This is a genomic window from Oscillibacter sp. 1-3 (genome assembly GCF_000403435.2).
Lineage (GTDB): Bacteria > Bacillota > Clostridia > Oscillospirales > Oscillospiraceae > Oscillibacter.
Genome location: NZ_KE159707.1, coordinates 745,989 through 768,280, shown reverse-complemented (window position 1 = coordinate 768,280; position 22,292 = coordinate 745,989). Strand labels below are relative to the sequence as shown.

Here is a 22,292-nt window from a genome sequence, read left to right as displayed (position 1 = left end):
CCCGCCGACCCTGAGAAGAAGGACGGGGAGACCACTCCCGCCGACCCTGAGAAGAAGGACGGGGAGACCACCACTGCCGCCGAGCCCGCCGCTCCCAAGTTCACCGACGTGTCCGCCTCCTCTCCCTTCGCCGCCGCCATTGACTGGGCCGTAGGCAAGGAGATCACCCTTGGCAAGACCGAGACCACCTTCGGCCCCGGCGATCCCTGCACGGTCTCCCACATCCTGACCTTCCTGTGGCGCGCCAACGGCAAGCCCGGTGCCGAGGAGGGCACGGCCGACCGTGATTCCGCCGCTAAGTGGGCCGTGGAGAAGGAGATGATTGCCGAGGACGCCGATCTCGCCGCCACCTGCACCCGCAGCATGGCCGTGACCTTCATGTGGAAGGCCGCCGGGAGCCCCGAGGCGGAGACCGAGAAGGAGTTCACCGATGTGGCCGCCGACGCCGAGTACGCTGCCGCCGTGGCCTGGGCCGTGGAGAATGAGATCACCGCCGGCACCGGCGACGGCACCACCTTCGCTCCCGCGAATCCCTGCAACCGCGGCCAGATCGTCACCTTCCTGTTCCGCCAGCTGGCGGAGAAGGACGCCGAGCCCGCCGCCTAATCCGACAGGCGCAAGCCGGTAAAGTTCAGGGCCGCCCTCTTCAAAGGGCGGTGGGGATGCGGGGCAAAGCTCCCGCGGCTCCGGGCGAAGCCCGGAACTTCCCTTTACCCGCGCCGCGATATTTCATAAAATGAGGACCGGGATTTTCCCGGTCCTCATTTTCTCCTGCCGGCGCCGCTTTTTATTCCGCATAAACTTCCTCAAACGGCGCAGACTTTCCTTGAGAACTGATGGAAAGGAAGTCATACCATGCCGGAGAGGATTGTCATTGCCCTGGGAGGCAACGCACTGCAATCCAAGGACAGCGGGGCCACCGCCGAGGCCCAGCTGGAGGTTGTGAAAAAAACCAGCGTCCACATTGCCCAGATCAGCCAGAGAGGCTATGAGATGGCCGTGGTCCACGGCAACGGCCCCCAGGTGGGCCGCATCGTCCTGGCCAGCGAGGCCGCCAAGGACGTGGCCCCGCCCATGCCCTTTGATGTCTGCGGAGCCATGAGCCAGGGCTATATCGGCTACCACATTCAGCAGGCGCTGAAATACGCCCTCAACAGCCGCAACCGGAACTACCCTGTAGTCACCCTGGCCACACAGGTGGTGGTGGACCGGAACGACCCCGCCTTCCAAAACCCCACCAAGCCCATCGGCGCCTTCTACACCCAGGAGGAGGCCCGGCATCTGGAGGCGGAGCGGGGCTACACCATGCGGGAGGACGCCGGCCGGGGCTGGCGGCGGGTGGTCCCCTCCCCCCAGCCCCGGCGGATTGTGGAGATCGAGGCCATCCGGCTGCTGTGGGACCACGCCATTGTGGTGGCCTGCGGCGGCGGCGGCATTCCGGTGGTGGAGAACCCGGACGGCACCCTGGAGGGCGTGGCGGCGGTCATTGACAAGGACTTTGCCGCCGAGCTCCTGGCGGAGGCCGTAGGGGCCGACGTGCTGCTGATTCTGACGGAGGTGGAAAAGGCCGCCATCCGTTTCGGCAAGCCGGACCAGCAGGACCTGGACCACATCAGCCTGGCGGAGGCCGCCCAATATGCCGCGGAGGGCCAGTTCGGCGTGGGCAGTATGCTGCCCAAGGTGGAGGCCGCCATGAAATTCGTCCGGGCCAACCCGGGAAAAAGGGCCATTATCACAAGCCTTGACAAGGCTCTGGACGCCCTGGACGGCAAGACCGGCACCACCGTGACCTTTGCCTGACAGCAGATCAATCCCCCGCGGGTCCTCACCCGCGGGGGACGTCTTTTCACCGCCGCAAGCCGCAGCGCTCCGAGGGCGGCCCGTTGTCCCCCATTTTGGGGGGACTGCCGTCTCTCAGCTCACCAGCATCACCACATAGGCGGTGTAGACCGCCAGCATCAGCGCCCCCTGCCAGCGGAAGAACTTTCCCTTTACCAGCGGCGGCAGCACCGCCAGGCAGCACAGCCCCAGACAAACCGGCAGGTCCAGGGCCGTGGTTTGGCTGCCGATGACCAGCTTATCCCCGCCGGCGGTGGAGACGGCGGAGCACACCGGCAGGATCATGGTCAGGTCGATGACGTTGGCGCCGACGATGTTGCCCACGGACATGGAGGCCTCTTTCTTGGCGATGGCCGTCAGGGTGGTCACCAGCTCCGGCAGGGAGGTGCCAATGGCCACCATGGTGACGCCGATGATGCTGGAGGGCACTCCCAGCAGCAGCGCCAGCTCGCTGCCGTAGTCGATCAGCAGCCGGGAGCCGATCACAATGGCCACAATGCCCACGGCGAAGAGGCCCAGCTTCATGAACATCTGCCGGTGGGAGGTGGTGCGGCGCTTTGGATTTGTCCCCCGGCTCTCCGCCATGCCGGACCGGGCGTCCATCACGTTGTTTCCAAGATATATGGCGAACACCACAAACAGCAGCAGACTGGGCAGCACCGGCAGTACGCCGCCCCGGCACAGCAGGAACAGTAGCAGCGCGCCGGAGACCATCAAAATGGCCTTCAGATCAAACTGCTTCCGGTTCACCGCCGAGGGGATGCACACGATGGAGATGCCCAGAATCAGTCCCAGGTTGGCGGTGACGGATCCCACGGCGTTGCCCACCGCCAGGTCCACCTCCCCCTGGAGTACACCGGTGACGGATACCGTCAGCTCCGGCAGGGTCGTAGCCAGGGACACGATGGTGGCCCCGATGATGAACCGGGGCACGCCGGTGGCCTCCGCGATCCACACCGCGCCGTCCAAAAACCAGTCGCCTCCCTTGACGATCAGTGCCAGTCCCAGCAGGAACAGCAGTACTGTTACCCAAATACTCATTGCGCACACGTCCTCCGCTTTTCAAAGATAAACGAGACCCTCATTGCACACGGAAAACCGGACGGGGATCTCCCCCCGCCGGTGCCGCATACAATAAAAGTCTCGCTTTTTCAGGCAGGGCCCGGACGGCATGCCGCCGCCGTGCTGACGAACCCAGCCGCATCCCGAAGGACGCAAGCTACTCCCTTTTATGGGGCATGGGAATTACAGAATCCGTCCCCGTACACATCCCGAGGGCAAATTTTGCCTCCGGCCGCGCCAAAAACCTTGAAATCCACAAAGGAGCCCCGCGGTTTTTCGCCCTGTCAGCCGCAAAATTTCCCTGCCAATCCGCATATGATGACCGAATCTGCGCTTCCCTCGTTTTCGAGGGTATTATATGGAAATCATACCCTGTTTGTCAACGAAAACTTTGTCAGAACATGGCTGTCCAGAAAAAATTGTCACGATTTGAACAGCGGATCAAAGCCGATGTCCTTTACCCAGAGCCGGCCGTCCGGCCCGGCCGCCTCCGCAGGGGCAAAGCCGTAGTCCCCGAAGAACCCCTCCGCGGCGCAGCCCTCCGGCAGGACGATCCGCAGACGGTCCGCCCCCAGGGGCCGCCAGTGGTACACCGCCTGCCCGATGAGCTGCACGCCGAAGCCCCGTCTCCGGCAGTCCCGCCGGACGCAGATCAGGGCGATCTCCCCCAGCGTCGGGCCGAACCGGACGAGTCCCACCGGCTCCTCCCCCAGATACCCCGTCAGGGCGGGGCAGCCGGAATCGGGGACAGGGGGCTCCCCCTCCCAGGAGGCGGCGGTCAGCTCCGCCAGCATCGCCTCCTGTTCCGGCAGGCGGGGCGGCGCGAAGTACAGCCCCGGCTCCAGGGCGCTGGCCCGCTTGCGGACCTTTTCTCCCGCCAGATACTCCGGCGTCATCAGGTGGCTGTTGTCGTTCTGCCGGACGACCCGAAGGGCCGCCCCGTCCCACTCCAGCACGGAGACGGCGGTGTTGTCCCCGGTGGGGGTCCTGTCTCCGGTGTCCCGAAGGGAGATCCCCTGCAAGTTCGCCAGCACAAGGCGGATGACATAGCCGTGGGAGAATACGGCCGCGGTCTTTCCCTCGTTCTCCGCCGCGATCTGCCGCAGGGCGTTCAGCGCCCGCTCCAGCACCTCCGCCGGGGTCTCGGCCCCCTCCATGTGCCAGCGGTCCATCCGGCAGCTGAAATCCTCCATCTGCGGCTGCCAGCGGCGGGCAATCTCCCCCCAGGTCTTCCGCTCCCAGACGCCCACGTGGATCTCCCGCAGGTCCCGGCGGCGGCAGGGCGTCAGCCCCCTGGGGAGATACAGGGCGCTGGCGGTGGCGCAGGCGCGGTAGAGGTCGCTGGTGTACACCGCGTCAATCCGGACGCCGTCAAACCGGCGCTCCAGGGCCTTCACCTGCCGCCAGCCCCGGTCCGTGAGGGCGCTGTCGTCCTGACCCTGGGCAATGCGGTACAGATTTCCCTCCGCCTCGGCGTGGCGGATCAGATAGATGGTGGTCATAGGCGCCTCCAGATAAAATGATTTTTATTATGGGCAGCTGGGGGACGGGGCGCCCCCCGCAGGGGCGCAATCGTACAAACGGCTACAGGCCGCCGCCCCCGGCGGCCCGTTGTCCGTCATTTTGCGGATTGCCGTCGGACCTTTCCAGCGCGGACGGCCCCTGATTGGCTTGAACGGGGGAGCGGATCAACCGCGCCCCCGTCTGCCGCTTTCTGAAATTTTACAGGGAGATGGACGTTCCGGTCTCCCCGGCGATGCCGGCCTTGGCCTTCTCCAGCAGCGTGATGAGGGCCGTGCGGCCGGGCTTGGACTCGGCGAATTTCACCGCCGCCTCTACCTTGGGCAGCATGCTGCCCGGGGCGAACTGGCCCTCCGCGGCGTACTGCCGGGCCTCCTCCGCCGTCAGATGGTCCAGCCACTTCTGGTCCGGCTTGCCGAAGTTGACGGCCACCTTCTCCACAGCGGTGAGGATAATCAGCACGTCGGCGTTCAGCTCCTCCGCCAGAACCTCGCTGGCGAAGTCCTTGTCGATCACCGCCGCCGCGCCCTTGAGGTGGTGCCCCTCGGTCTTGAAGACGGGGATTCCGCCGCCGCCGCAGGCCACCACAATGTGGTCGCTCTCCACCAGGGCCTGGATGGTGTCCAGCTCGATGACGGACACGGGCTTGGGGGAGGCCACCACACGGCGCCAGCCCCGGCCGGAATCCTCCATCACGTCATAGCCCCGCTCGGCCACCATGCGCTTGGCCTCCTCCTCGGTCATGAAGGCGCCGATGGGCTTGGTGGGGTTCCGGAACGCGGGGTCCTGGGGGTCCACCTCCACCTGGGTGAGCACCGTGGCCACGCCCTTTTGGATGTTCCGGTCCAGCAGCTCCTCCCGCAGGGCGTTTTGGAGGTCATAGCCGATGTAGCCCTGGCTCATGGCGACGCACACGGACAGGGGGCAGGGGATGTACTTCTCAGGATTGGAGCGGGTGAGCTCGGCCATGGCCTTTTGGATCATGCCCACCTGGGGGCCGTTTCCGTGGGCCACGATCACCTCGTTGCCGTCCTCGATCAAATCGGCGATGGCCCGGGCGGTCTGCTTCACCGCCGCCATCTGCTCCGGCAGGTTATTGCCCAGGGCGTTGCCGCCCAGAGCCACTACGATACGTTTACCCATGATTGGTATAACCTCTTCCAAAAATAATCAGTCATTCCCGGCGCCCGCAGCAGCAGGGAAGGGGATTTCGGGAAAATCCGGGGCTCCCCGACTGCTCCGCCGCAGGCAGAGCAGCAAACGGAAATCATTTTCGGCAGGGCGATCCCCGCCGAGAACGCCTTGCTCCAGCCGCCCCGGGCGGCGTCCGCCGGTCTGCAGACCGGCGAGGGGAATCCGGGGGGGACACAGTCCCCTCCTTAGAATACCTTCCGGGCCTTTCCGGAATCCATAGCCATCAGGGCGGCCACGGGGTCCTTTACCTTGCTCATCATAATCATGGCGGCGATGACATAGGGCTTGTAGCTGGCCTCCTTGTACAGAGGAACCAGATAGCGGTCGAACACGGAGTTGTCCACCTCGCCCTCGGGGCAGCTGAGGCCGGTGATGTCGGCGGGCAGGCAATGGAGATACAGGGCCTTGCCGTCCTTGGTGCGCTTCATCATCTCCTCGGAGCAGGTCCAGTTCTTGTGCTGGGCGTTCTGGGCCAGGAGCTTCTTCTCCAGCTCGTCAATGCCCTTCTGGTCGCCGGCCTGGTAGAGCTTCGTGCGCTCCTCCATGGCGGCGAAGGGCGCCCAGCTCTTGGGATACACGATGTCGGCGCCGTCGAAGGCCTCTTCCATGGTGGCGGCCTTCTTGTAGCTTCCTCCGGTGGCGGCGGCGTTCTTCTTGGCAATCTCCTCCACCTCGGGCATCACGTCATAGCCCTCGGGATGGGCCAGCACCACGTCCATGCCGAAGCGGGTCATCAGGCCGATGACGCCCTGGGGTACGGACAGGGGCTTGCCGTAGGAGGGGGAGTAGGCCCAGGTCATGGCCAGCTTCTTGCCCTTGAGGTTCTCCACGCCGCCGAACTGGTGGATGATGTGCAGCATATCCGCCATGGCCTGGGTGGGGTGGTCCACGTCGCACTGGAGGTTCACCAGAGTGGGCTGCTGCTCCAGGATGCCGTCCCGGTAGCCCTCCTTCACGGCGTCCATGAAGGTCTTCTGGTACTTGTGGCCCTCGCCGATGAACATATCGTCCCGGATGCCGATGACGTCGGCCATGAAGGAGACCATGTTGGCGGTCTCGCGGACGGTCTCGCCGTGGGCGATCTGGCTCTTCTTCTCGTCCAGGTCCTGAACGTTCAGGCCCAGCAGGTTGCAGGCGGAGGCGAAGGAGAAGCGGGTGCGGGTGGAGTTGTCCCGGAAGATGGAAATGCCGAGGCCGGAGTCGAAGATCCGGGTGGACTTGTTCCGCTCCCGCAGGTCCCGCAGGGCGTCGGCCACGGTGAAGATGGCGTCCAGCTCCTCGTCGGTCTTGTCCCAGGTCCAGTAGAAGTCGGACTTGTACATGTTGTTGATGTGTAGCTTCTCCAGGTGCTGCGCCAGCTCAATGGTCTTAGACATATTGAAAGTCTCCTTTTACGATTTAGTTTTATAGACAGTGAATTATGGACAAAGCAGGTATTTGCCCCCGGCAAATGGACTTGAAGCCGCTCGTTGCCTTTTCTAATGACTGCGGCATCACTGTTTCCGGCGGCGTCAACAGTATTTGACGGTGAGAACCAGGATGGAAAGCAGCCAGAAAATACAGTAAAACAGCAGGAAGCCGTACAATATCATGAACCATTCCCCCCAGGGCATCCGCGAACTCGGTGATGAGCCGGGAAATCAGCAGGATCACCAGAACCGCCGCCAGGGAGAATGCTCCGCTTCGGACCGCCGTGCCAAGGCTCTTTTCATCCGCGACCAAAGGGAACGCCAGAGCAAGGGCCAGAAGCGCTGCCAGACCCAGGCCGGAGACAATTAACTGCATACCGGGGCTTACTGGATGTTGTTATCCGTCAAGCTCTGGCGGAACTCCGTCACATCGTCGCTCTTGTTCTCCGGCTTGTACAGGGGGATGGCGGCGGCGTACAGCGCGGCGCAGGTGACGAGATCCTGCTTCCAGGTGATCTCGTTGGGGGCGTGGGCCTGGCTCTCCGCGCCGGGGCCGAAGCCCACGCAGGGGATGCCGTAGCGGCCCTGAATGGAGACGCAGTTGGTGGAGAAGGTCCACTTGTCCGTCAGGGGACGGCCGTCGCGCAGGTGCATGGCGTCCTTCTTGGGGTCGGCGTCGGCGTGGCCGATGCGCTTGTCGCCCCACAGGGCGTGGTGGGCGTCGATGAGGGCCTGGACGTGGGCGGCGCTCTCCTTGTTGATCCAGGTGGGGAAGAAGCACTCGGTCTCATACACGGTGCCGGTCCAGGCGGGGCGGTCGTACATGTACATGGAGACCTTCACGTCGTCGCCGTATTTCTGTACGCTGGGCAGATCCCGGATCTCCTGGAGGCAGGAGTCCCAGGTCTCGCCGGCGGTCATGCGGCGGTCGATGGAGATGGCGCAGCTGTCCGCCACGGCGCAGCGGCTGGGGGAGGTGTAGAAGATCTGGCTGGTGGTGCAGGTGCCCCGGCCCAGGAAGCGGGCGTCCTCATAGTGCTGGGGGTTGAACTCCTCGTTGAGCATCTTCACAAGGCCCTTGACGGTGTTGGAGGGGCCGTCGCCGTTCTCGTTCAGGGCCCGGACGTCCTGGAGGATGTCGGCCATCTTGTAGATGGCGTTGTCGCCCCGCTCGGGGGCGGAGCCGTGGCAGCTGACGCCCTTCACGTCCACACGGATCTCCATGCGGCCCCGGTGGCCCCGGTAGATGCCGCCGTCGGTGGGCTCGGTGGAGATGACGAATTCGATCTTGCTGCGGGCGTCCTCGGGGCCGTTGAAGTATTTGTTGACGATGTACTGCCAGCACATGCCGTCGCAGTCCTCCTCCTGCACGGAGCCCACCACCATGATCTTATAGCCCTCGGGGATGAGGCCCATATCCCTCATGATCTTGGCGCCGTACACAGCGGAGGCCATGCCGCCCTCCTGGTCGCTGCCGCCCCGGCCGTAGATGATGTCGTCGGTCTCGTAGCCGGCGTAGGGGTCGGCCTCCCAGTTGCTGATGTTGCCAATGCCCACGGTGTCGATGTGGGAGTCGATGGCGATGATCTTCTCGCCCTGGCCCATCCAGCCGATGACGTTGCCCAGGCCGTCGATCTCCACCTTGTCAAAGCCCAGCTTCTCCATCTCGGCCTTGATGCACATGACCACATCCTTTTCCTCGCAGCTCTCGCTGGGGTGGGAGATCATGTCCCGCAGGAACCGGGACATCTCGGCCTTATAGCCCTCCGCCGCCGTTTTGATCGCTTCAAAATCCATGATACAGCCCTCCATAAAATTATTTTGACAGGTCGTTCTCTGTTGCTTACAGCCCTATCATATCACAAGATTTCCCGTTGTCAAACAAAATTTTTGAAAACCAAAAAATTTTTTTGCAAAAGTGTTGCTTTATACAAAAAGTGTGGTATTATATAGAGGTGTAATAGATCGTTTATATAAACTTCGCCATAGAAAGAGGGGATATTCCATAGAAACCGGAAAACTGGAACTGCTCAAGCAGGTTGCGGCGGGCATCGCGGCCCAGTTCGGCAGCAGCTGCGAGGTGGTCATCCACGATCTGAGCCGGAACCCGGACCACAGCATTGTGGCCATCATCAACGGCCACGTCTCCGGGCGGAAGGTGGGGGACGGCGCGTCCAACGTGGTGATGGAGCAGCTGCAGACCAACGACCCCGAGCCCAAGGACCACCTGTCCTACCTGATGAAGACCCCGGACGGCAAGATCCTGAAATCCTCCACCGTCTACATCCGCAACGGCAAGGGCAAGGTCTCCGCCATTCTCGCCATCAATTACGACATCTCCGCGCTGCTGATGGTGGAGAGCGCCCTCCACGGCCTGGTCTCCACCGAGGGGCCCCAGCCTACCGAGCCTGAGAAGATCGTCAACATCAACGATCTGCTGGAGGAGCTGATCCAGCAGTCCGTGGCGCTGGTGGGCAGGCCCGTGGCGCTGATGAATAAGGACGACAAGGTCCGGGCCATTCAATTCCTGAACCAGAACGGCGCGTTTCTGGTCACCAAATCCGGCGACAAGGTCGCCAAATACTTCGGGATCTCCAAGTACACCTTGTATTCCTATATCGACACAAAACTGGAGGAGGACAAACCACTATGATCGACCTTTCCATCAACAAGCAGGGCCTGGCCCACAACATCAAAAAGGCAAAGGAGAACGGCATCATCATCCCCACCGTTGCCCAGATGCAGCGCCCGGAGACCATCCCGGAGAAGGTCCAGGACAAGCTCAAGACCCTGGGCCTGTGGGACGTGGACCCCATGAACCTGTTCCGCATCACCTGGAAGAACGAGGCCAGGGAGTCCGGCGGCCTCTTCCAGGCCGTGCCCAACTATGTGGAGCTGCCCAGCTCCCTCACCGGCGTGCCCTGCCGGATCATCGCCATGGTGGGCAAGTGGTTCCCCACGGGCTGCCACAAGGTGGGCGCCTCCTTCGGCTGTCTGGCCCCCCGGCTGGTGACGGGCCAGTTTGACGTGGACGTCCACAAGGCCGTGTGGCCCTCCACCGGCAACTACTGCCGGGGCGGTGCCTTCAACTCCCGCCTGCTGGGGGCCCAGGGCGTGGCCATTCTCCCTGCGGAGATGTCAAAGGAGCGGTTCGACTGGCTCCATGAGATCGGCGCCGAGGTCATCGCCACCCCCGGCTGCGAGTCCAACGTCAAGGAGATTTTCGACAAGACCAACGAGCTGAAGCTGGACCCCCAGTACATGATCTTCAACCAGTTTGAGGAGATGGGCAATCCCCTCTGGCACTATAACGTCACCGGCAACGCCCTGGCGGACGTGTTCGAGGCCGTCAAGCGCCCCGGCGACCGCTTCGCCGGCGCCGCCTTCACCTCCGGCTCCGCCGGCACCATGAGCGCGGGCGACCGCCTCAAGGAGCTGTATCCCCGCCTGAAGCTGGCGGTGGGCGAGGCCCTCCAGTGCCCCACCATCCTGAACAACGGCTTCGGCGGCCACCGGATCGAGGGCATCGGCGACAAGCACATCCCCTGGATTCACAACGTGAAAAACAGCGACATGGCCATTGCCATCGACGACGAGGACAGCCAGCGCCTGCTGCGCCTGTTCAACACCCCCGAGGGTCAGAAATACCTGAAAGAGACCCTGGGCCTGGACGGCGAGCTCATCGAAAAACTCACCTGGCTTGGCATCAGCGGCATCGCCAACGTCCTTTGCTGCATCAAGATGGCCAAGTACTACGAGCTCACCGAGCACGACGTGGTGGGCACCGTGCTCACCGACAGCGCCGTGATGTACGGCAGCCGCATCGCCGAGCTGAACGACCAGCACGGGGCCTACACCGTCCAGGCGGCGGAGCTGGACCACAACCTGCATATGCTGGGCCTCAAAACCGACAGCATGATGGAGCTGACCTACGCCGAGCGCAAGCGGGTCCACCATCTGAAATACTACACCTGGGTGGAGCAGCAGGGCAAGGATATGCACGACCTGAACGCCCTGTGGTACGACACCGAGGGGACCTGGGACGCGGTCCACGCCCAGGCCAGGGATCTGGACGAACTCATCAACGCCTTCAACGAGGAAACCGGCGTCCTGAAAAACCTGTGACACTCCGGACGGGATGATTCCCGCCCCGCCGGGAGGAGCAGCGCTCTCCCCGGCGGGGATCTCCCCCCTTCATACCGGGAAGTGATGAAAATGACCAAGGGAAGCGCCGCCTGGCTGCTTCTGGCCGCCTCGGCCATGTGGGGCAGCAGCTTTGTGGCCTCCAAGTACTGCATCAGCAGCGGGATGCTGCAATTTGAGATCGTGTTCTGCCGCTTCTCCCTGGGAAGCCTCCTCACCGCCCTGGTATTCCGAAAGCAGCTGCGCCGCCCCGCGCGGTCCGCCGTGGGGACCGGCTTCCTTCTGGGACTTCTGACATCCCTGACCTTTACCCTGGAGATGTTCGGCCTCGCCATGACGGAGGCCTCCAAGGCATCCTTCCTGACAGCCACCAACATCATCATGATGCCCTTCCTCTGCGCCCTGTTCTTCCGGACGCGGCCCGCCCGGCGCTCCCTGCTGGCGGCGGCGCTGGCCATGACCGGCGTGGGCTTTCTCAGCCTGAGGGAGGGCCTCGGCGGCGCGGCGCCGGGGGACCTGCTCCTGCTGGCGGACGCCGCCACCTACGGCCTCAACAGCCTCCTGCTGGTGAAGCTGGCGGGGGAGGATTCCCGGCTCCAGATCTCCTTTTTCCAGTTCCTCACCACGGCGGCCTGCATGGGCGTCCTGACCCTCATCCAGGGGACGGGAGGCGCGTACACCCGCCCGGCGGTGCTGTCGGTGCTGTATCTGGCGGCGGTGCCCACGGTGCTGTGCTACCTCATCAAGAACTTCACCCTGAAATATCTGGACCCGGTGCGCTGCACCCTGATTTTGTCCACGGAGAGCATCTTCTGCGCCGTCCTCTCCGCCGCTTTGCTGGGAGAGCGGATGACCCCGCGGATGCTGGCGGGCGCGGCGCTGATCTGCGGCGGCGTGGCGGCGGAGATTCTGCGTCCGGCGGAGACTCCGCCCGAAAAGGCGGCGGAGGATGCACAAATTCTGACGGAGGAGACGAAATGAAACACGTAAAATACGGACAGTGCGTCAAGTGCGGCAGGACCTATTCCGCCGCACCGGACCTGACCACCTGCGAATGCGGCGGGATTCTGGACATCGTCTATGACTACGAGTACATCAAGACCCGGCTGACGAAAGAGAAGCTGGCGGCCCGGCAGGAGCGCTCCATGTGGCGCTACCGGGAGCTGCTGCCCATTGCGGACAGCACGAAGCCCACGTCTCTGCGGGTGGGCTGGTCCCCTCTGTACGAGGAGCCCCGCCTCGCGGAAATCCTGGGCCTGAAACGCCTGTGGGTGAAGGACGACGGCCAGAACCCCACCGCCTCCTTGAAGGACCGGGCCAGCGCCATGGCCGTGGCCAAGGCCCAGGAGGCCGGGGCGCAGGTCATCGCCTGCTCCTCCACCGGCAACGCCGCCTCGTCCCTGGCGGGCAACGCCGCGGCGGCGGGTCTTGCTACCTACATCTTCGTCCCCTCCCGGGCCCCCAAGGGCAAGGTGGCCCAGCTGATGACCTTCGGCGCCACCGTCGTCTCCGTCCAGGGCAGCTATGAGGAGACCTTCGAGCTCTCCAAACAGGCCATCGACCGCTGGGGCTGGTACAACCGCAACGCCGCCATCAACCCCTACCTCTCCGAGGGCAAGAAGACCGTCTCCCTGGAGATCATGGAGCAGCTCGGTTGGCAGGCGCCGGACTACATCGCCATCAGCGTCGGCGACGGCTGCACCATCGCCGGGCTCTGGAAGGGGCTCAAGGACCTGTACGCCATCGGCTTCATCGACCGTCTCCCCCGGCTGATCTCCGCCCAGGCGGCGGGCTGCTGCCCCCTGAACCGGGCCATTGAGACCGGGGAGGACTGGCGCCCCATGGAGGAGAACACCCTGGCGGACTCCATCGCCGTGGGCGTACCCCGGAACGCGGACAAGGCCCTCATGGCCATTCGGGAGTCCAACGGCCTGACGGTCAACGTCTCCGACGAGGAGATCATGGCCGCCCAGAAGCTGCTGGGCCGCACCTGCGGCGTCTTTGGCGAGCCTGCGGGCGTCACCGGCGCGGCGGGGGTGAAGAAGCTCTGCGAGGCCGGCGTGATCGGGAAGAACGACACCGTGGTCAGCGTGGTGACGGGCAACGGCCTCAAGGACGTGGCCAACGCCATCAAGTCCTGCGGCGAGCCCATCTCCATCCCCTCCGACATGGACCGCCTCCTCTCGGCCTTTGCCGAGCGCCATATTGCCGTGGACTGACACGCCGGGACCGGCGGGGCCGCATGCGCCCTGCCGGCCCCGCGTTTTCAGGCGGCGGGACGGCCGGAGAGGGGGGACGCCGCTTTTGTCCCCTCTTTTGGAGGAACTACAAAAAAACGGATGGAAAATCCCGCAAAATATATCGTCTTTTTCCCGAAAACAGGAAAAATTTCATTGAATTTCTGTGGGTTTTCTTGTATGATGATAAGTGACGAGGTAATCCCACCCCGTCCGGTTCCTTTCCATATTTATTTTTAAGGAGGAAAACCAGAATGAAGAAGTTTCTTGCAATGCTGCTGTCCCTGGTAATGGTTTTGAGCCTGGCCGCCTGCGGAGGCGGCAGCGGGGAAGAAACCACCCCGCCCGCCGACAGCGGCACGTCCCAGCCCAACGACGGCCAGGACTCCGGCGCGCCCGCCGCCAAGACCGTAAAGGTAGGCCTCATCTGCATCGGCGACGAGAACGACCAGGGCTACACCTACAACTTTATCCGCGGCAAGGAGGCCGCCACCGAGGCCCTGGATGCCAAGGGCATCAGCGTGGAGTGGGTGGTCAAGTGGAACATCGGCGAGGACTCCGGCTGCGAGGACGCCAACATTGAGCTGGCGGACGATGGCTGCGACCTCATCATCAACAACTCCTTCGGCTTTGAGCCCTTTATGCTGAAGGTGGCCCCCGATTACCCCGAGATCGAGTTTATCGCCTGCACCAACCAAGCCTCCTGGGGCGACAGTCTGGACAACACCCACAACGCCTTCGCCAACATCTACGAGGGCCGTTACCTCGCCGGCATCGTGGCGGGCATGAAGCTCCAGCAGATGATTGACGACGGCGAGATCACCGCCGACCAGGCCGTCATCGGCTACGTGGGCGCCTTCTCCTTCGCCGAGGTCATCTCCGGCTTCACCAGCTACTTCCTGGGCGCCCGGAGCGTCTGCCCCAGCGTGACCATGAAGGTCCAGTTTGTGGGCTCCTGGTCCGACGCCACCGAGGAAGCCAACGCCGCCTCCGCCCTGGCGGACATGGGCTGCGTCATGATCTCCCAGCACTCCGACAACACCACCCCCGCCACCACCGCCCAGTCCAAGGGCGTGTTCCACACCGGCTACAACAACGACATGATCTCCGTGGCCCCCGAGGCCTCCCTCATCGGTACCCGGATCAACTGGGCCCCCTACTTTGAGTACGCCATCGAGGCCGTGGCCAACGGCGAGAGCTTTGATCAGGACTGGTGCCACGGCATGGACATGAACGCCGTGGTCATGACCGACCTCAACGAGGCCATCGCCGCCCCCGGCACCGCCGAGAAGCTGGAGGAAGTGGAGGCCAAGCTCCGCTCCGGCGAGCTGCAGGTGTTTGACACCAGCACCTTCACCGTCAACAACGGCGAGACCCTGACCAACGCCTTCGCCCTGGACACCGACGGCGACTTCACCGCCGACTCCGAGGAGGCCGTGTTCGACGGCGCGTTCCACGAGTCCTACTTCCAGTCCGCTCCCTACTTTGCCATTTCCATCGACGGCATTGAGTGGCTGAACTCCGCATTCTAACAGGAAAGTCTATCAGAAGAACTCCATAGGGGGCCGCGCGCGGCCCCCTGTTCTTATAGGGGACGCGGATAAAAGTTTCGCCAGCCTTTTCAAAGGCTGCGGGGCCCTGGGGCGGCGCCCCGGGCCGCGCCGTGCACGGCGCGGAACTTCAACTCGCACTTATCAATAAGTGAAAACCCGAAGCAGGACGCAGACGGCGTCCTCACATCTGCCTTAACAGCAAATACCGCCATTGGGTTTTGCCCAATCCCACAGGGGCTTTGCCCCCGCACCCCCACTGGGGCTTTGCCCCAGACCCCACCGCCCTTTGAAAAGGGCGGCCCCAAACTTTATTAACACCCATCCGGACTCCGCCCGGCTCAGCGTCTTTTCCCGCCGGGACCTCTTAGAAAGGATGTGACAGTATTTGGAAAACGCTGTATCCGCCATCGAATTGAAGGGCATCACCAAGCGCTTCGGCGAGGTGGTGGCCAACGACGGCATCGACCTGCGGCTGAACCGGGGGGAGATTCTCTCCCTGCTGGGGGAGAACGGCAGCGGCAAGACCACGCTGATGAACATGCTCTCCGGCATCTACTTCCCCGACGAGGGCCAGATCTTTGTGGGCGGCCAGCCCGTCTCCATCCGCTCCCCCAAAGACGCCTTCGCCAACGGCATCGGCATGATCCACCAGCACTACAAGCTGGTGCACGTGTTCACCGCCACGGAGAACATCGTCCTGGGCCTGGAGGAGGGCGGCAGGCTGGACATCAAGGCCGCGGAGAGCAAGGTCCGGGCCATCTGCGGGAAGTACGGCTTTGACATCGACCCCGCCCAGAAGATCTACGATATGTCCGTCTCTCAAAAGCAGACGGTGGAGATTGTGAAGGTGCTCTACCGCGGGGCGGAGATCCTGATTCTGGACGAGCCCACCGCCGTCCTCACTCCCCAGGAGACCGACAAGCTCTTTGACGTGCTGCGGGCCATGAAGGCCGACGGCAAGGCCATCGTCATTATCACCCACAAGCTCCACGAGGTCATGGCCCTCAGCGACAAGGTGGCGGTGCTGCGCAAGGGCAGGTACATCGGCACGGTCAACACCGCCGAGACCAACCCCCAGGCCCTCACCGACATGATGGTGGGCCACGCCGTGACGTTGAACATCGACCGGCCCCAATACGAAAAGCCCGTGCCCCGGCTGGAGGTGAAAAATCTCACCTGTCTGGACGGCGAAGGCGTGAGGAAGCTCAGCGGCGTCTCCTTCACCGCCATGGGCGGCGAGATTCTGGGCATTGCCGGCATCGCCGGCTCCGGCCAGCGAGAGCTGCTGGAGGCCATCTCCGGCCTCTACCCGGCGGCGGAGGGCGAGATCATCTACACCCCGGAGGGGCGGGAGCCCTCGAATCTTGTGGGCAGGACCCCCATGCAGATCAAAAAGGCCGGCGTGGCCATGGCCTTTGTCCCCGAGGACCGGCTGGGCATGGGATTGGTGGGCTCCATGGGCATGACGGGGAACATGATGCTTCGCTCCTGGAAAAAGGGAAAGGGCGTTTTTATCAACCGCAAGGACCCCAACGCCCTGGCTATGGAGATCTGGAAGGAGCTGGAGGTGGTGACCCCCAGCACCGAGTTCCCTGTCCGCCGCATGTCCGGCGGCAACGTGCAGAAAGTGCTGGTGGGCCGCGAGATCGCCAGCGCCCCCTCCGTCCTCATGACCGCCTACGCGGTGCGGGGCTTGGACATCAACACCTCCTACACCATCTACAACCTGCTGACGGAGCAGAAGATGAAGGGCGTGGCGGTGATCTACGTGGGCGAGGATCTGGACGTGCTGCTGGAGCTGTGCGACCGCATCCTGGTGCTCTGCGGCGGCCAGGTCAGCGGCGTGGTGGACGCCCGCAGCGCCACCAAGGATCAAATCGGACTGCTGATGACCCGCCTTGGCGGAAAGGAGGGAGCATAGATGAACCATGAGAAGAGAACGCCTCTGATCCGTCTGGCCAAGCGGGACGGCATGGAGGGCTGGAAGGTCTGGTGCATCCGCTTCGGGTCCATCGTCTTCGCCCTGCTGCTGGGGGCCCTGGTGATGGGCCTTGTGGGAGCCAATCCCCTTACCGCTTACGGCACCATCCTCTCCGGAGCCCTGGGCAAAAAGAGCGCCCTCCGGCAGACGGTGAAAATCGCCGTTCCCCTGCTGGGCTGCGCCCTGGCCATCGCCCCCTGCTTCAAGATGCGCTTTTGGAACATCGGCGCCGAGGGTCAGATCACCGCCGGGGCCGTGGCCGCCAGCTACTTCGCCCTCTTCTGGGCGAACCGGCTGCCCTCCCCCGTGCTGCTGGTGGTCATGGGCGCCGCCGGGGCCATTGCCGGCGGTATTTGGGCCCTGATCCCCGCCTTTTTCAAGGCGAAGTGGAACACCAACGAGACCCTGTTCACCCTGATGATGAACTATATCATCATTGGCGTGGTCCGCTGGCTCCAGGGCGGTCCCTGGGAGGGCCGCAAGGGCTCCCAGATCATTCCCCAGTTCGACTCCGCCGCGTGCCTCCCCCGGGTGCTGGGGGTCCACTGCGGCTGGATCATCGTGCTGGTGCTGGTGGTGTTCATGCACATCTATATGAACCATACCAAGCACGGCTATGAGATTGCCGTCATCGGCGACAGCGTCAACACCGCCCGGTACGCCGGCATGAACGTGGGCCGGGTGATGATGCGCACCATGTTCCTCTCCGGGGCCATCAGCGGCATCGTGGGCTTTATTGTGGCCTCCGGCGCCAACAACACGCTGTACGACGGCGTGGCCGGCGGCGTGGGCTTCACCTCCATCACCGTGGCGTGGCTGAGCCAGCTGAACGCCTTTGCCATGGTGGCCATCTCCATGCTGCTGGCGGTACTGAGCAAGGGCGCGGAGACCCTCCAGACCCGCATGGCCGTGCCCACCTCCATCTCCGACATCATCACCGGCATCCTCCTTTTCTGTATGCTGGGGTGCGAGTTTTTCATCAACTACAAGCTGATCTTCCGCAAAAACACTCATAAGGAGGCGGCAAAATCATGAGTAATTTCCTGAGCCTGTTTCTGGCCCTGGTCATCGCCGCCATCACCTACGGCACGCCGCTGCTGTTCGGCACCCTGGGCGAAATTCTGACGGAGAAGTCCGGCAACCTGAACCTGGGCGTGGAGGGCATCATGTTCATGGGCGGCGCGCTGGGCCTGGGCGGCGTATTCTATTATGAGAAGGCGGCGGGTGCCGGAGCCAACGGCTTTGTCGCCGTGCTGGCGGGCATTTTGTGTTCCTTCCTGGCAGGGGCGCTGGCCTCGCTGATTTTCAGCTTCCTCACCACCACTCTCCGGGCTAACCAGAACGTCACCGGCCTGGCCCTGTCCATCTTCGGCACCGGCGTGGGCCAATTTCTGGGCGAGTACATGCGGGTCCGGGAGAACGGGTACATCGCCATCGGCAACACTTTGAAGGGCTATTTCCAGAACTCGCCCTTCCCCGCCTTCCTCCAGAAGATTCCCATAGTAGGCGGCGTGCTCTTTGGGAACAGCGTGTTCTTCTACCTGGGACTGATCCTGGCGGGGGGGATGTTCTTCTTCCTGAACCGCACCCGGACGGGCCTCTACCTCCGCTCCGTGGGCGAGTCCCCAGCCACGGCGGACGCGGCTGGCATCAGCGTAGAGCGATACAAGTACCTGGCCACCGTCATCGGCGGCGGCATCTCCGCCGTGGGCGGCATGGTGTACATCATGACCATCGCCGGGTGCGTGTGGAACCACGAAGGCCTCGGCGGCGTGGGTTGGCTGGCGGTGGCTTTGGTGATCTTCTGCATGTGGCGGCCCCTGTCCGCCATCTGGGGCTCCGTGCTCTTCGGCGCGCTGATGATTTTGTACCTGCGGCTGGTGATCCCCTTCATCCCCACCCAGCTGTACAAGATTTTGCCCTATGTGGTGACGGTCATTGTGCTGATCGCCTCCAGCATGCGCAACAACAAGGAAAAGCAGCCTCCCGCCAGTCTGGGCCTGGCCTACTTCCGGGAGGACCGCTAAGCGTCAATTGGGGAATAAAAGCTGCGCAAAAACCCTCCCAGGGCATAGCCCTGGGAGGGTTTTTGCGCAAAGTTCATATATTGTTCGCAATTTATTCATGTTTTCGACAGCGCGGATATGTTATGGTAAACCAAAACAAGGAAAACCAGGTGATACCATGCGTCTCTCCCGGCACATTTGCCGTCCGCCCTGGCGGGAGCTGAAATACCTTTTGTGGCTGCCGCTCTACCTGCTGCTGTTTCTGGCTCTGGAGCGGATGCCCATGGGGCGGTACTGGGCCACTCAGCTGCCCGTCGACGCCCGCATTCCCTTCTGCGAGTGGTTCATCATCCCCTACTGCCTGTGGTACCCCCTTCTGGTGGCCGCGGGACTGTACCTGCTGAGGCGGGACCTGCCCGCCTTCCGGCGGTATATGCTGTTTCTGGGGACCGCCTTTCTCCTCAGCGAGCTGGTGTGGCTGCTGGTGCCCAACGGGCAGGACCTGCGCCCCGCGGCCTTTCCCCGGGAAAATCTCCTCACCGCCCTGACGGCGGAGCTGTACCGCATTGACACAAATACCAACGTCTTCCCCTCCGTCCATGTCCTGGGGTCCATCGGCGCGGCCCTGGCGGTGCGGGACTGCCGCGGGTCGGAGGACAAACCGCTCCTGCGCGCGGGGACGGCGCTGCTGGCCGCAGTCATCTGCCTGTCCACCGTGTTCATCAAACAGCACTCCGTGCTGGACGTGGTGGGCGGACTGCTGCTGGGGGGATTGATCGCCCGTCCGGTCTACCGGTCCTCTCCGGCCTTCCGCCCCTCCCGGAAGGCGGCGCCCCGGAAAAATCCGTCGTACCGCCAACAGTATCAAAAACTTCTCAGACACTTCAATGAATCCTAGGCCTTGTTCGATCAATGGCAAAATGCGCATCGGCGGGAGATTTTTGCCGGTCAAGGCGATTTAACGCCGCCATGCCCTGTGTATGGCAAGGAGCATCAATGCGGAGCGGCGGAAAAAGATCTGTCGTTTGGGCGTTTTGACAGTTTTCAAACACGGCCTGGAGTTAACAGCCCCGCCCATTGGATCTCCAATGGGCGGGGCTGTCTGCGTCTTTTCAGGCTCAGGCCTCAAAGCGCTCCACGATGTCCACCAGCTCCTGGCCGATGCGCTTTTGGGCCTCCCTGGTGCCCGCGCCGATGTGAGGCGTGCAGGAGACCGCCGGATGCTGGGCCAGGGCCCAGTTGGGGTCCTTCTCGCTCATCCACACGTCCAGGCCCGCAGCCCGGACCTTGCCGGAGTTCAGCGCGTCCAGAAGGGCCCCCTCGTCCACATTGCTGCCCCGGGAGACGTTGACGATCACCACGCCGTCCTTCATCTTCGCCAGGGACTCGGCGTCCACCAGGGCCCTGTCCCCGCCGGGGGCGCAGAGGACAATGATGTCGGACCCGGCGAGCAGCTCGTCCATGGAGACGAATTTCATGGTCTCGCACTCGCAGCCCTCGGGCTTGTTCCGGTGGACCACGGAGAGGACCTTCATGCCCAGGGCCTGGCCCTTTCTGCCCACCATCTGGCCGATCCGGCCGTAGCCGATAACGCCCATGGTCTTGCCCTCCAGCTCAAAGCCCTTGGAGTAGGCCTTCTTCTCCCACTTGTTCTCCCGCATGGTATGACCCGCGACAGAGATGTTTCGGGCGCAGGAGAACAGCAATGCCATGGCCAGCTCCGCCACGGCGTTGGAGGAGGCCCGGGGGGTGTTGCGCACGGCGATGCCCGCCGCCTCGGCATACTTCACGGCGATGTTGTCCACGCCCACGCCGGCCCGGATGATGAGCTTCAGGCGGCTGTCCTTGGCGGCGTCGATCTGGGGCTCTTTGATCTTGGTGGCGGAGCGGATGATGACCGCGTCAAAATCCCGCAGAGCCGCCCCCAGAGCGTCGGGCTCGTAGAACTGCTCCACCACCTCGTAACCGTCGTTTCTCAGCTGGGCAATTGCGCCGGCGTCCATGCCGTCGGTGACCAATACACGCTTTAACATAGATAAATACCCCTTTCATTCGTTCTCGGTGCACCCCAGGGGCACCGACAGCGCAAGGGTTAAACGCCCATTGGGGGATGGGCGGGCTGCCAGGGAGGGCGGGCCCCGCAATTGGGACCATTCTGCAAGAACGGCCCCGCCGGTCCCATTCGAAGCCTCAGGCGTGCTCCGCCTCGTACTTTTTCAGGAACTCCACCAGGGCCTCCACGCCCTCCTTGGGCATGGCGTTGTAGATGGACGCCCGGAGGCCGCCCACGCTCTTGTGTCCCTTGAGATTGTCAAAGCCGGCGGCCTTGCTGGCGGCCACCACGTCGGCGTCCTGCTCCTTGCTGGGGGTGACGAAGGGGACGTTCATCAAGGAGCGGTCCTCCTTCACCACGGCGCCGGTGAAGAGCCTGCTCTGGTCCAGGAAGTCGTACAAAATGGCGGCTTTCTCCTCGTTGCGCTTGTGCATGGCCTCCAGGCCGCCATTGTCCAGAAGATACTTGAACACCTTCCCGCAGCAATAGATGGCCCAGCAGTTGGGGGTGTTGTACAAAGAGTCGTTGTCGGCGTGGGTCTTGTAGCTCATGTAGGTGGGCACGAATTTGGGAAGATCGTCCCGCAGCAGGTCCTCCCGGATGATGACCACGGCCATGCCGGCGGGGCCCACGTTCTTCTGCACACCGGCCCAGATGAGACCGTATCTGCTCACGTCGCAGGGGCGGGAGAGGAACATGCTGGACTGGTCGGACACCAGAACCTTGCCCTTGGTATCCGGCAGCTTAAAGTATGTGGTGCCGTTGATGGTCTCGTTTTCGCAGATGTAGACGTAGTCGGCGTTATCGGGGATGTCCAGGTCAGAGCAGTCGGGGATGTAGGAAAAGTTCTTATCGGCGGAGGAGGCCGCGATCTTCACCTCGCCGTACTTCTTCGCCTCGGCAATGGCCTTTTTGGACCACGCGCCGGTCTCCACATAGCAGGCGAGGCCGTTCTTCATCAGATTCATGGCCACCATGGCAAACTGAACGGTGCCGCCGCCCTGGATAAAGAGAACCTTGTAGTTGTCGGGAATCCCCATGAGCCTGCGCAGATCGGCCTCGGCCTCGTCCCGGATCTGCTGGAACACCTTGGAGCGGTGGCTCATCTCCATGACGCACATGCCGCTGCCCCGGTAATTCAGCATCTCGGCGGCAATTTCCTCAAGGACGGGCTCCGGCATCATGGCGGGACCTGCGGAGAAGTTATACGTGCGGTTGTATTTCATACTGCGTTCCTCCAGACTTCAAAATTGGTATTTTTCCGGTCTTCGGTCAAAATAACCGAAATATATAT

At 63.1% G+C, this 22,292-nt stretch carries 19 protein-coding genes; 11 read left to right on the top strand and 8 right to left on the bottom strand.

Going from position 1 to position 22,292, the window contains the following annotated elements; all coding sequences use genetic code 11:
• The coding region (locus tag C816_RS10190; RefSeq protein ID WP_016322316.1) for an S-layer homology domain-containing protein at positions 1 to 606 on the top strand (606 nt) is incomplete at its 5' end.
• Positions 607 to 855: 249 nt separating this feature from the next.
• Positions 856 to 1,800: a carbamate kinase gene (arcC, locus tag C816_RS10185; RefSeq protein ID WP_016322315.1), complete on the top strand. Its 945-nt coding sequence runs from the start codon at positions 856 to 858 to the stop codon at positions 1,798 to 1,800.
• Between the two features lie 114 nt (positions 1,801 to 1,914).
• On the opposite strand, the gene C816_RS10180 is transcribed toward arcC (C816_RS10185), so the two are convergent.
• The 6 genes from C816_RS10180 to C816_RS10155 all read right to left on the bottom strand — a co-directional run bounded on the left by C816_RS10180 (position 1,915) and on the right by C816_RS10155 (position 8,822).
• Entirely contained in the window at positions 1,915 to 2,880 is a 966-nt protein-coding gene (locus tag C816_RS10180; RefSeq protein WP_016322314.1) for a calcium/sodium antiporter, read from the bottom strand.
• Between the two features lie 443 nt (positions 2,881 to 3,323).
• On the bottom strand, positions 3,324 to 4,403 hold the full coding sequence (locus C816_RS10175) for a bifunctional histidine phosphatase family protein/GNAT family N-acetyltransferase (RefSeq protein ID WP_016322313.1): 1,080 nt from the start codon (positions 4,401 to 4,403) through the stop codon (positions 3,324 to 3,326).
• 220 nt (positions 4,404 to 4,623) lie between these two features.
• Positions 4,624 to 5,565, bottom strand: coding sequence for a carbamate kinase (arcC, locus tag C816_RS10170; protein WP_016322312.1), 942 nt, complete (start codon positions 5,563 to 5,565; stop codon positions 4,624 to 4,626).
• 236 nt (positions 5,566 to 5,801) lie between these two features.
• The gene (gene ygeW, locus C816_RS10165; protein WP_016322311.1) at positions 5,802 to 6,992 is read right to left on the bottom strand and encodes a knotted carbamoyltransferase YgeW; all 1,191 of its coding nucleotides are present in this window, start codon (positions 6,990 to 6,992) and stop codon (positions 5,802 to 5,804) included.
• Positions 6,993 to 7,020: 28 nt separating this feature from the next.
• Positions 7,021 to 7,401 (bottom strand): hypothetical protein, encoded by a 381-nt coding sequence (locus tag C816_RS23650; RefSeq protein ID WP_155978969.1) that lies wholly within the window; start codon positions 7,399 to 7,401, stop codon positions 7,021 to 7,023.
• An 8-nt stretch (positions 7,402 to 7,409) separates the two neighbouring features.
• Positions 7,410 to 8,822, bottom strand: a complete 1,413-nt coding sequence (locus C816_RS10155) for a YgeY family selenium metabolism-linked hydrolase (RefSeq protein WP_016322310.1) — start codon at positions 8,820 to 8,822, stop codon at positions 7,410 to 7,412.
• Between the two features lie 208 nt (positions 8,823 to 9,030).
• On the opposite strand from C816_RS10155, the gene C816_RS10150 reads away from it, so the two are divergent.
• The 9 genes from C816_RS10150 (at position 9,031) to C816_RS10105 (ending at position 19,843) form a co-directional block, all read left to right on the top strand.
• On the top strand, positions 9,031 to 9,678 hold the full coding sequence (locus tag C816_RS10150; RefSeq protein WP_040655382.1) for a helix-turn-helix transcriptional regulator: 648 nt from the start codon (positions 9,031 to 9,033) through the stop codon (positions 9,676 to 9,678).
• Positions 9,675 to 11,150, top strand: coding sequence for a pyridoxal-phosphate dependent enzyme (locus tag C816_RS10145; protein ID WP_016322308.1), 1,476 nt, complete (start codon positions 9,675 to 9,677; stop codon positions 11,148 to 11,150). The genes C816_RS10150 and C816_RS10145 overlap by 4 nt, the downstream gene beginning before the upstream one ends.
• A gap of 90 nt (positions 11,151 to 11,240) precedes the next feature.
• On the top strand, positions 11,241 to 12,149 hold the full coding sequence (locus C816_RS10140) for a DMT family transporter (RefSeq protein WP_016322307.1): 909 nt from the start codon (positions 11,241 to 11,243) through the stop codon (positions 12,147 to 12,149).
• Positions 12,146 to 13,387 (top strand): threonine synthase, encoded by a 1,242-nt coding sequence (locus tag C816_RS10135; protein ID WP_016322306.1) that lies wholly within the window; start codon positions 12,146 to 12,148, stop codon positions 13,385 to 13,387. Before C816_RS10140 ends, C816_RS10135 begins: the two co-directional genes overlap by 4 nt.
• Positions 13,388 to 13,659: 272 nt before the next feature.
• Positions 13,660 to 14,937 carry a BMP family ABC transporter substrate-binding protein gene (locus C816_RS10125; protein ID WP_016322305.1) on the top strand — a complete coding sequence of 426 codons (1,278 nt, stop codon included), beginning with the start codon at positions 13,660 to 13,662 and terminating at the stop codon, positions 14,935 to 14,937.
• Positions 14,938 to 15,343: 406 nt separating this feature from the next.
• A complete protein-coding gene (locus tag C816_RS10120; protein WP_016322304.1) occupies positions 15,344 to 16,879 on the top strand; it encodes an ABC transporter ATP-binding protein in 1,536 nt (511 codons plus the stop codon).
• Complete coding sequence (locus C816_RS10115) at positions 16,880 to 17,974, top strand: ABC transporter permease (protein WP_016322303.1); 1,095 nt, start codon at positions 16,880 to 16,882, stop codon at positions 17,972 to 17,974.
• A complete protein-coding gene (locus C816_RS10110; protein ID WP_016322302.1) occupies positions 17,971 to 18,966 on the top strand; it encodes an ABC transporter permease in 996 nt (331 codons plus the stop codon). Before C816_RS10115 ends, C816_RS10110 begins: the two co-directional genes overlap by 4 nt.
• Positions 18,967 to 19,123: 157 nt before the next feature.
• On the top strand, positions 19,124 to 19,843 hold the full coding sequence (locus C816_RS10105) for a phosphatase PAP2 family protein (protein WP_016322301.1): 720 nt from the start codon (positions 19,124 to 19,126) through the stop codon (positions 19,841 to 19,843).
• Between the two features lie 220 nt (positions 19,844 to 20,063).
• Here C816_RS10105 and C816_RS10100 read toward each other — a convergent pair whose 3' ends face one another.
• Together C816_RS10100 and serC are read right to left on the bottom strand one after the other, a co-directional pair.
• Positions 20,064 to 20,978, bottom strand: a complete 915-nt coding sequence (locus tag C816_RS10100) for an NAD(P)-dependent oxidoreductase (RefSeq protein ID WP_016322300.1) — start codon at positions 20,976 to 20,978, stop codon at positions 20,064 to 20,066.
• Between the two features lie 157 nt (positions 20,979 to 21,135).
• Positions 21,136 to 22,224 carry a 3-phosphoserine/phosphohydroxythreonine transaminase gene (gene serC, locus C816_RS10095; RefSeq protein ID WP_016322299.1) on the bottom strand — a complete coding sequence of 363 codons (1,089 nt, stop codon included), beginning with the start codon at positions 22,222 to 22,224 and terminating at the stop codon, positions 21,136 to 21,138.
• Positions 22,225 to 22,292 lie beyond the last annotated feature (68 nt).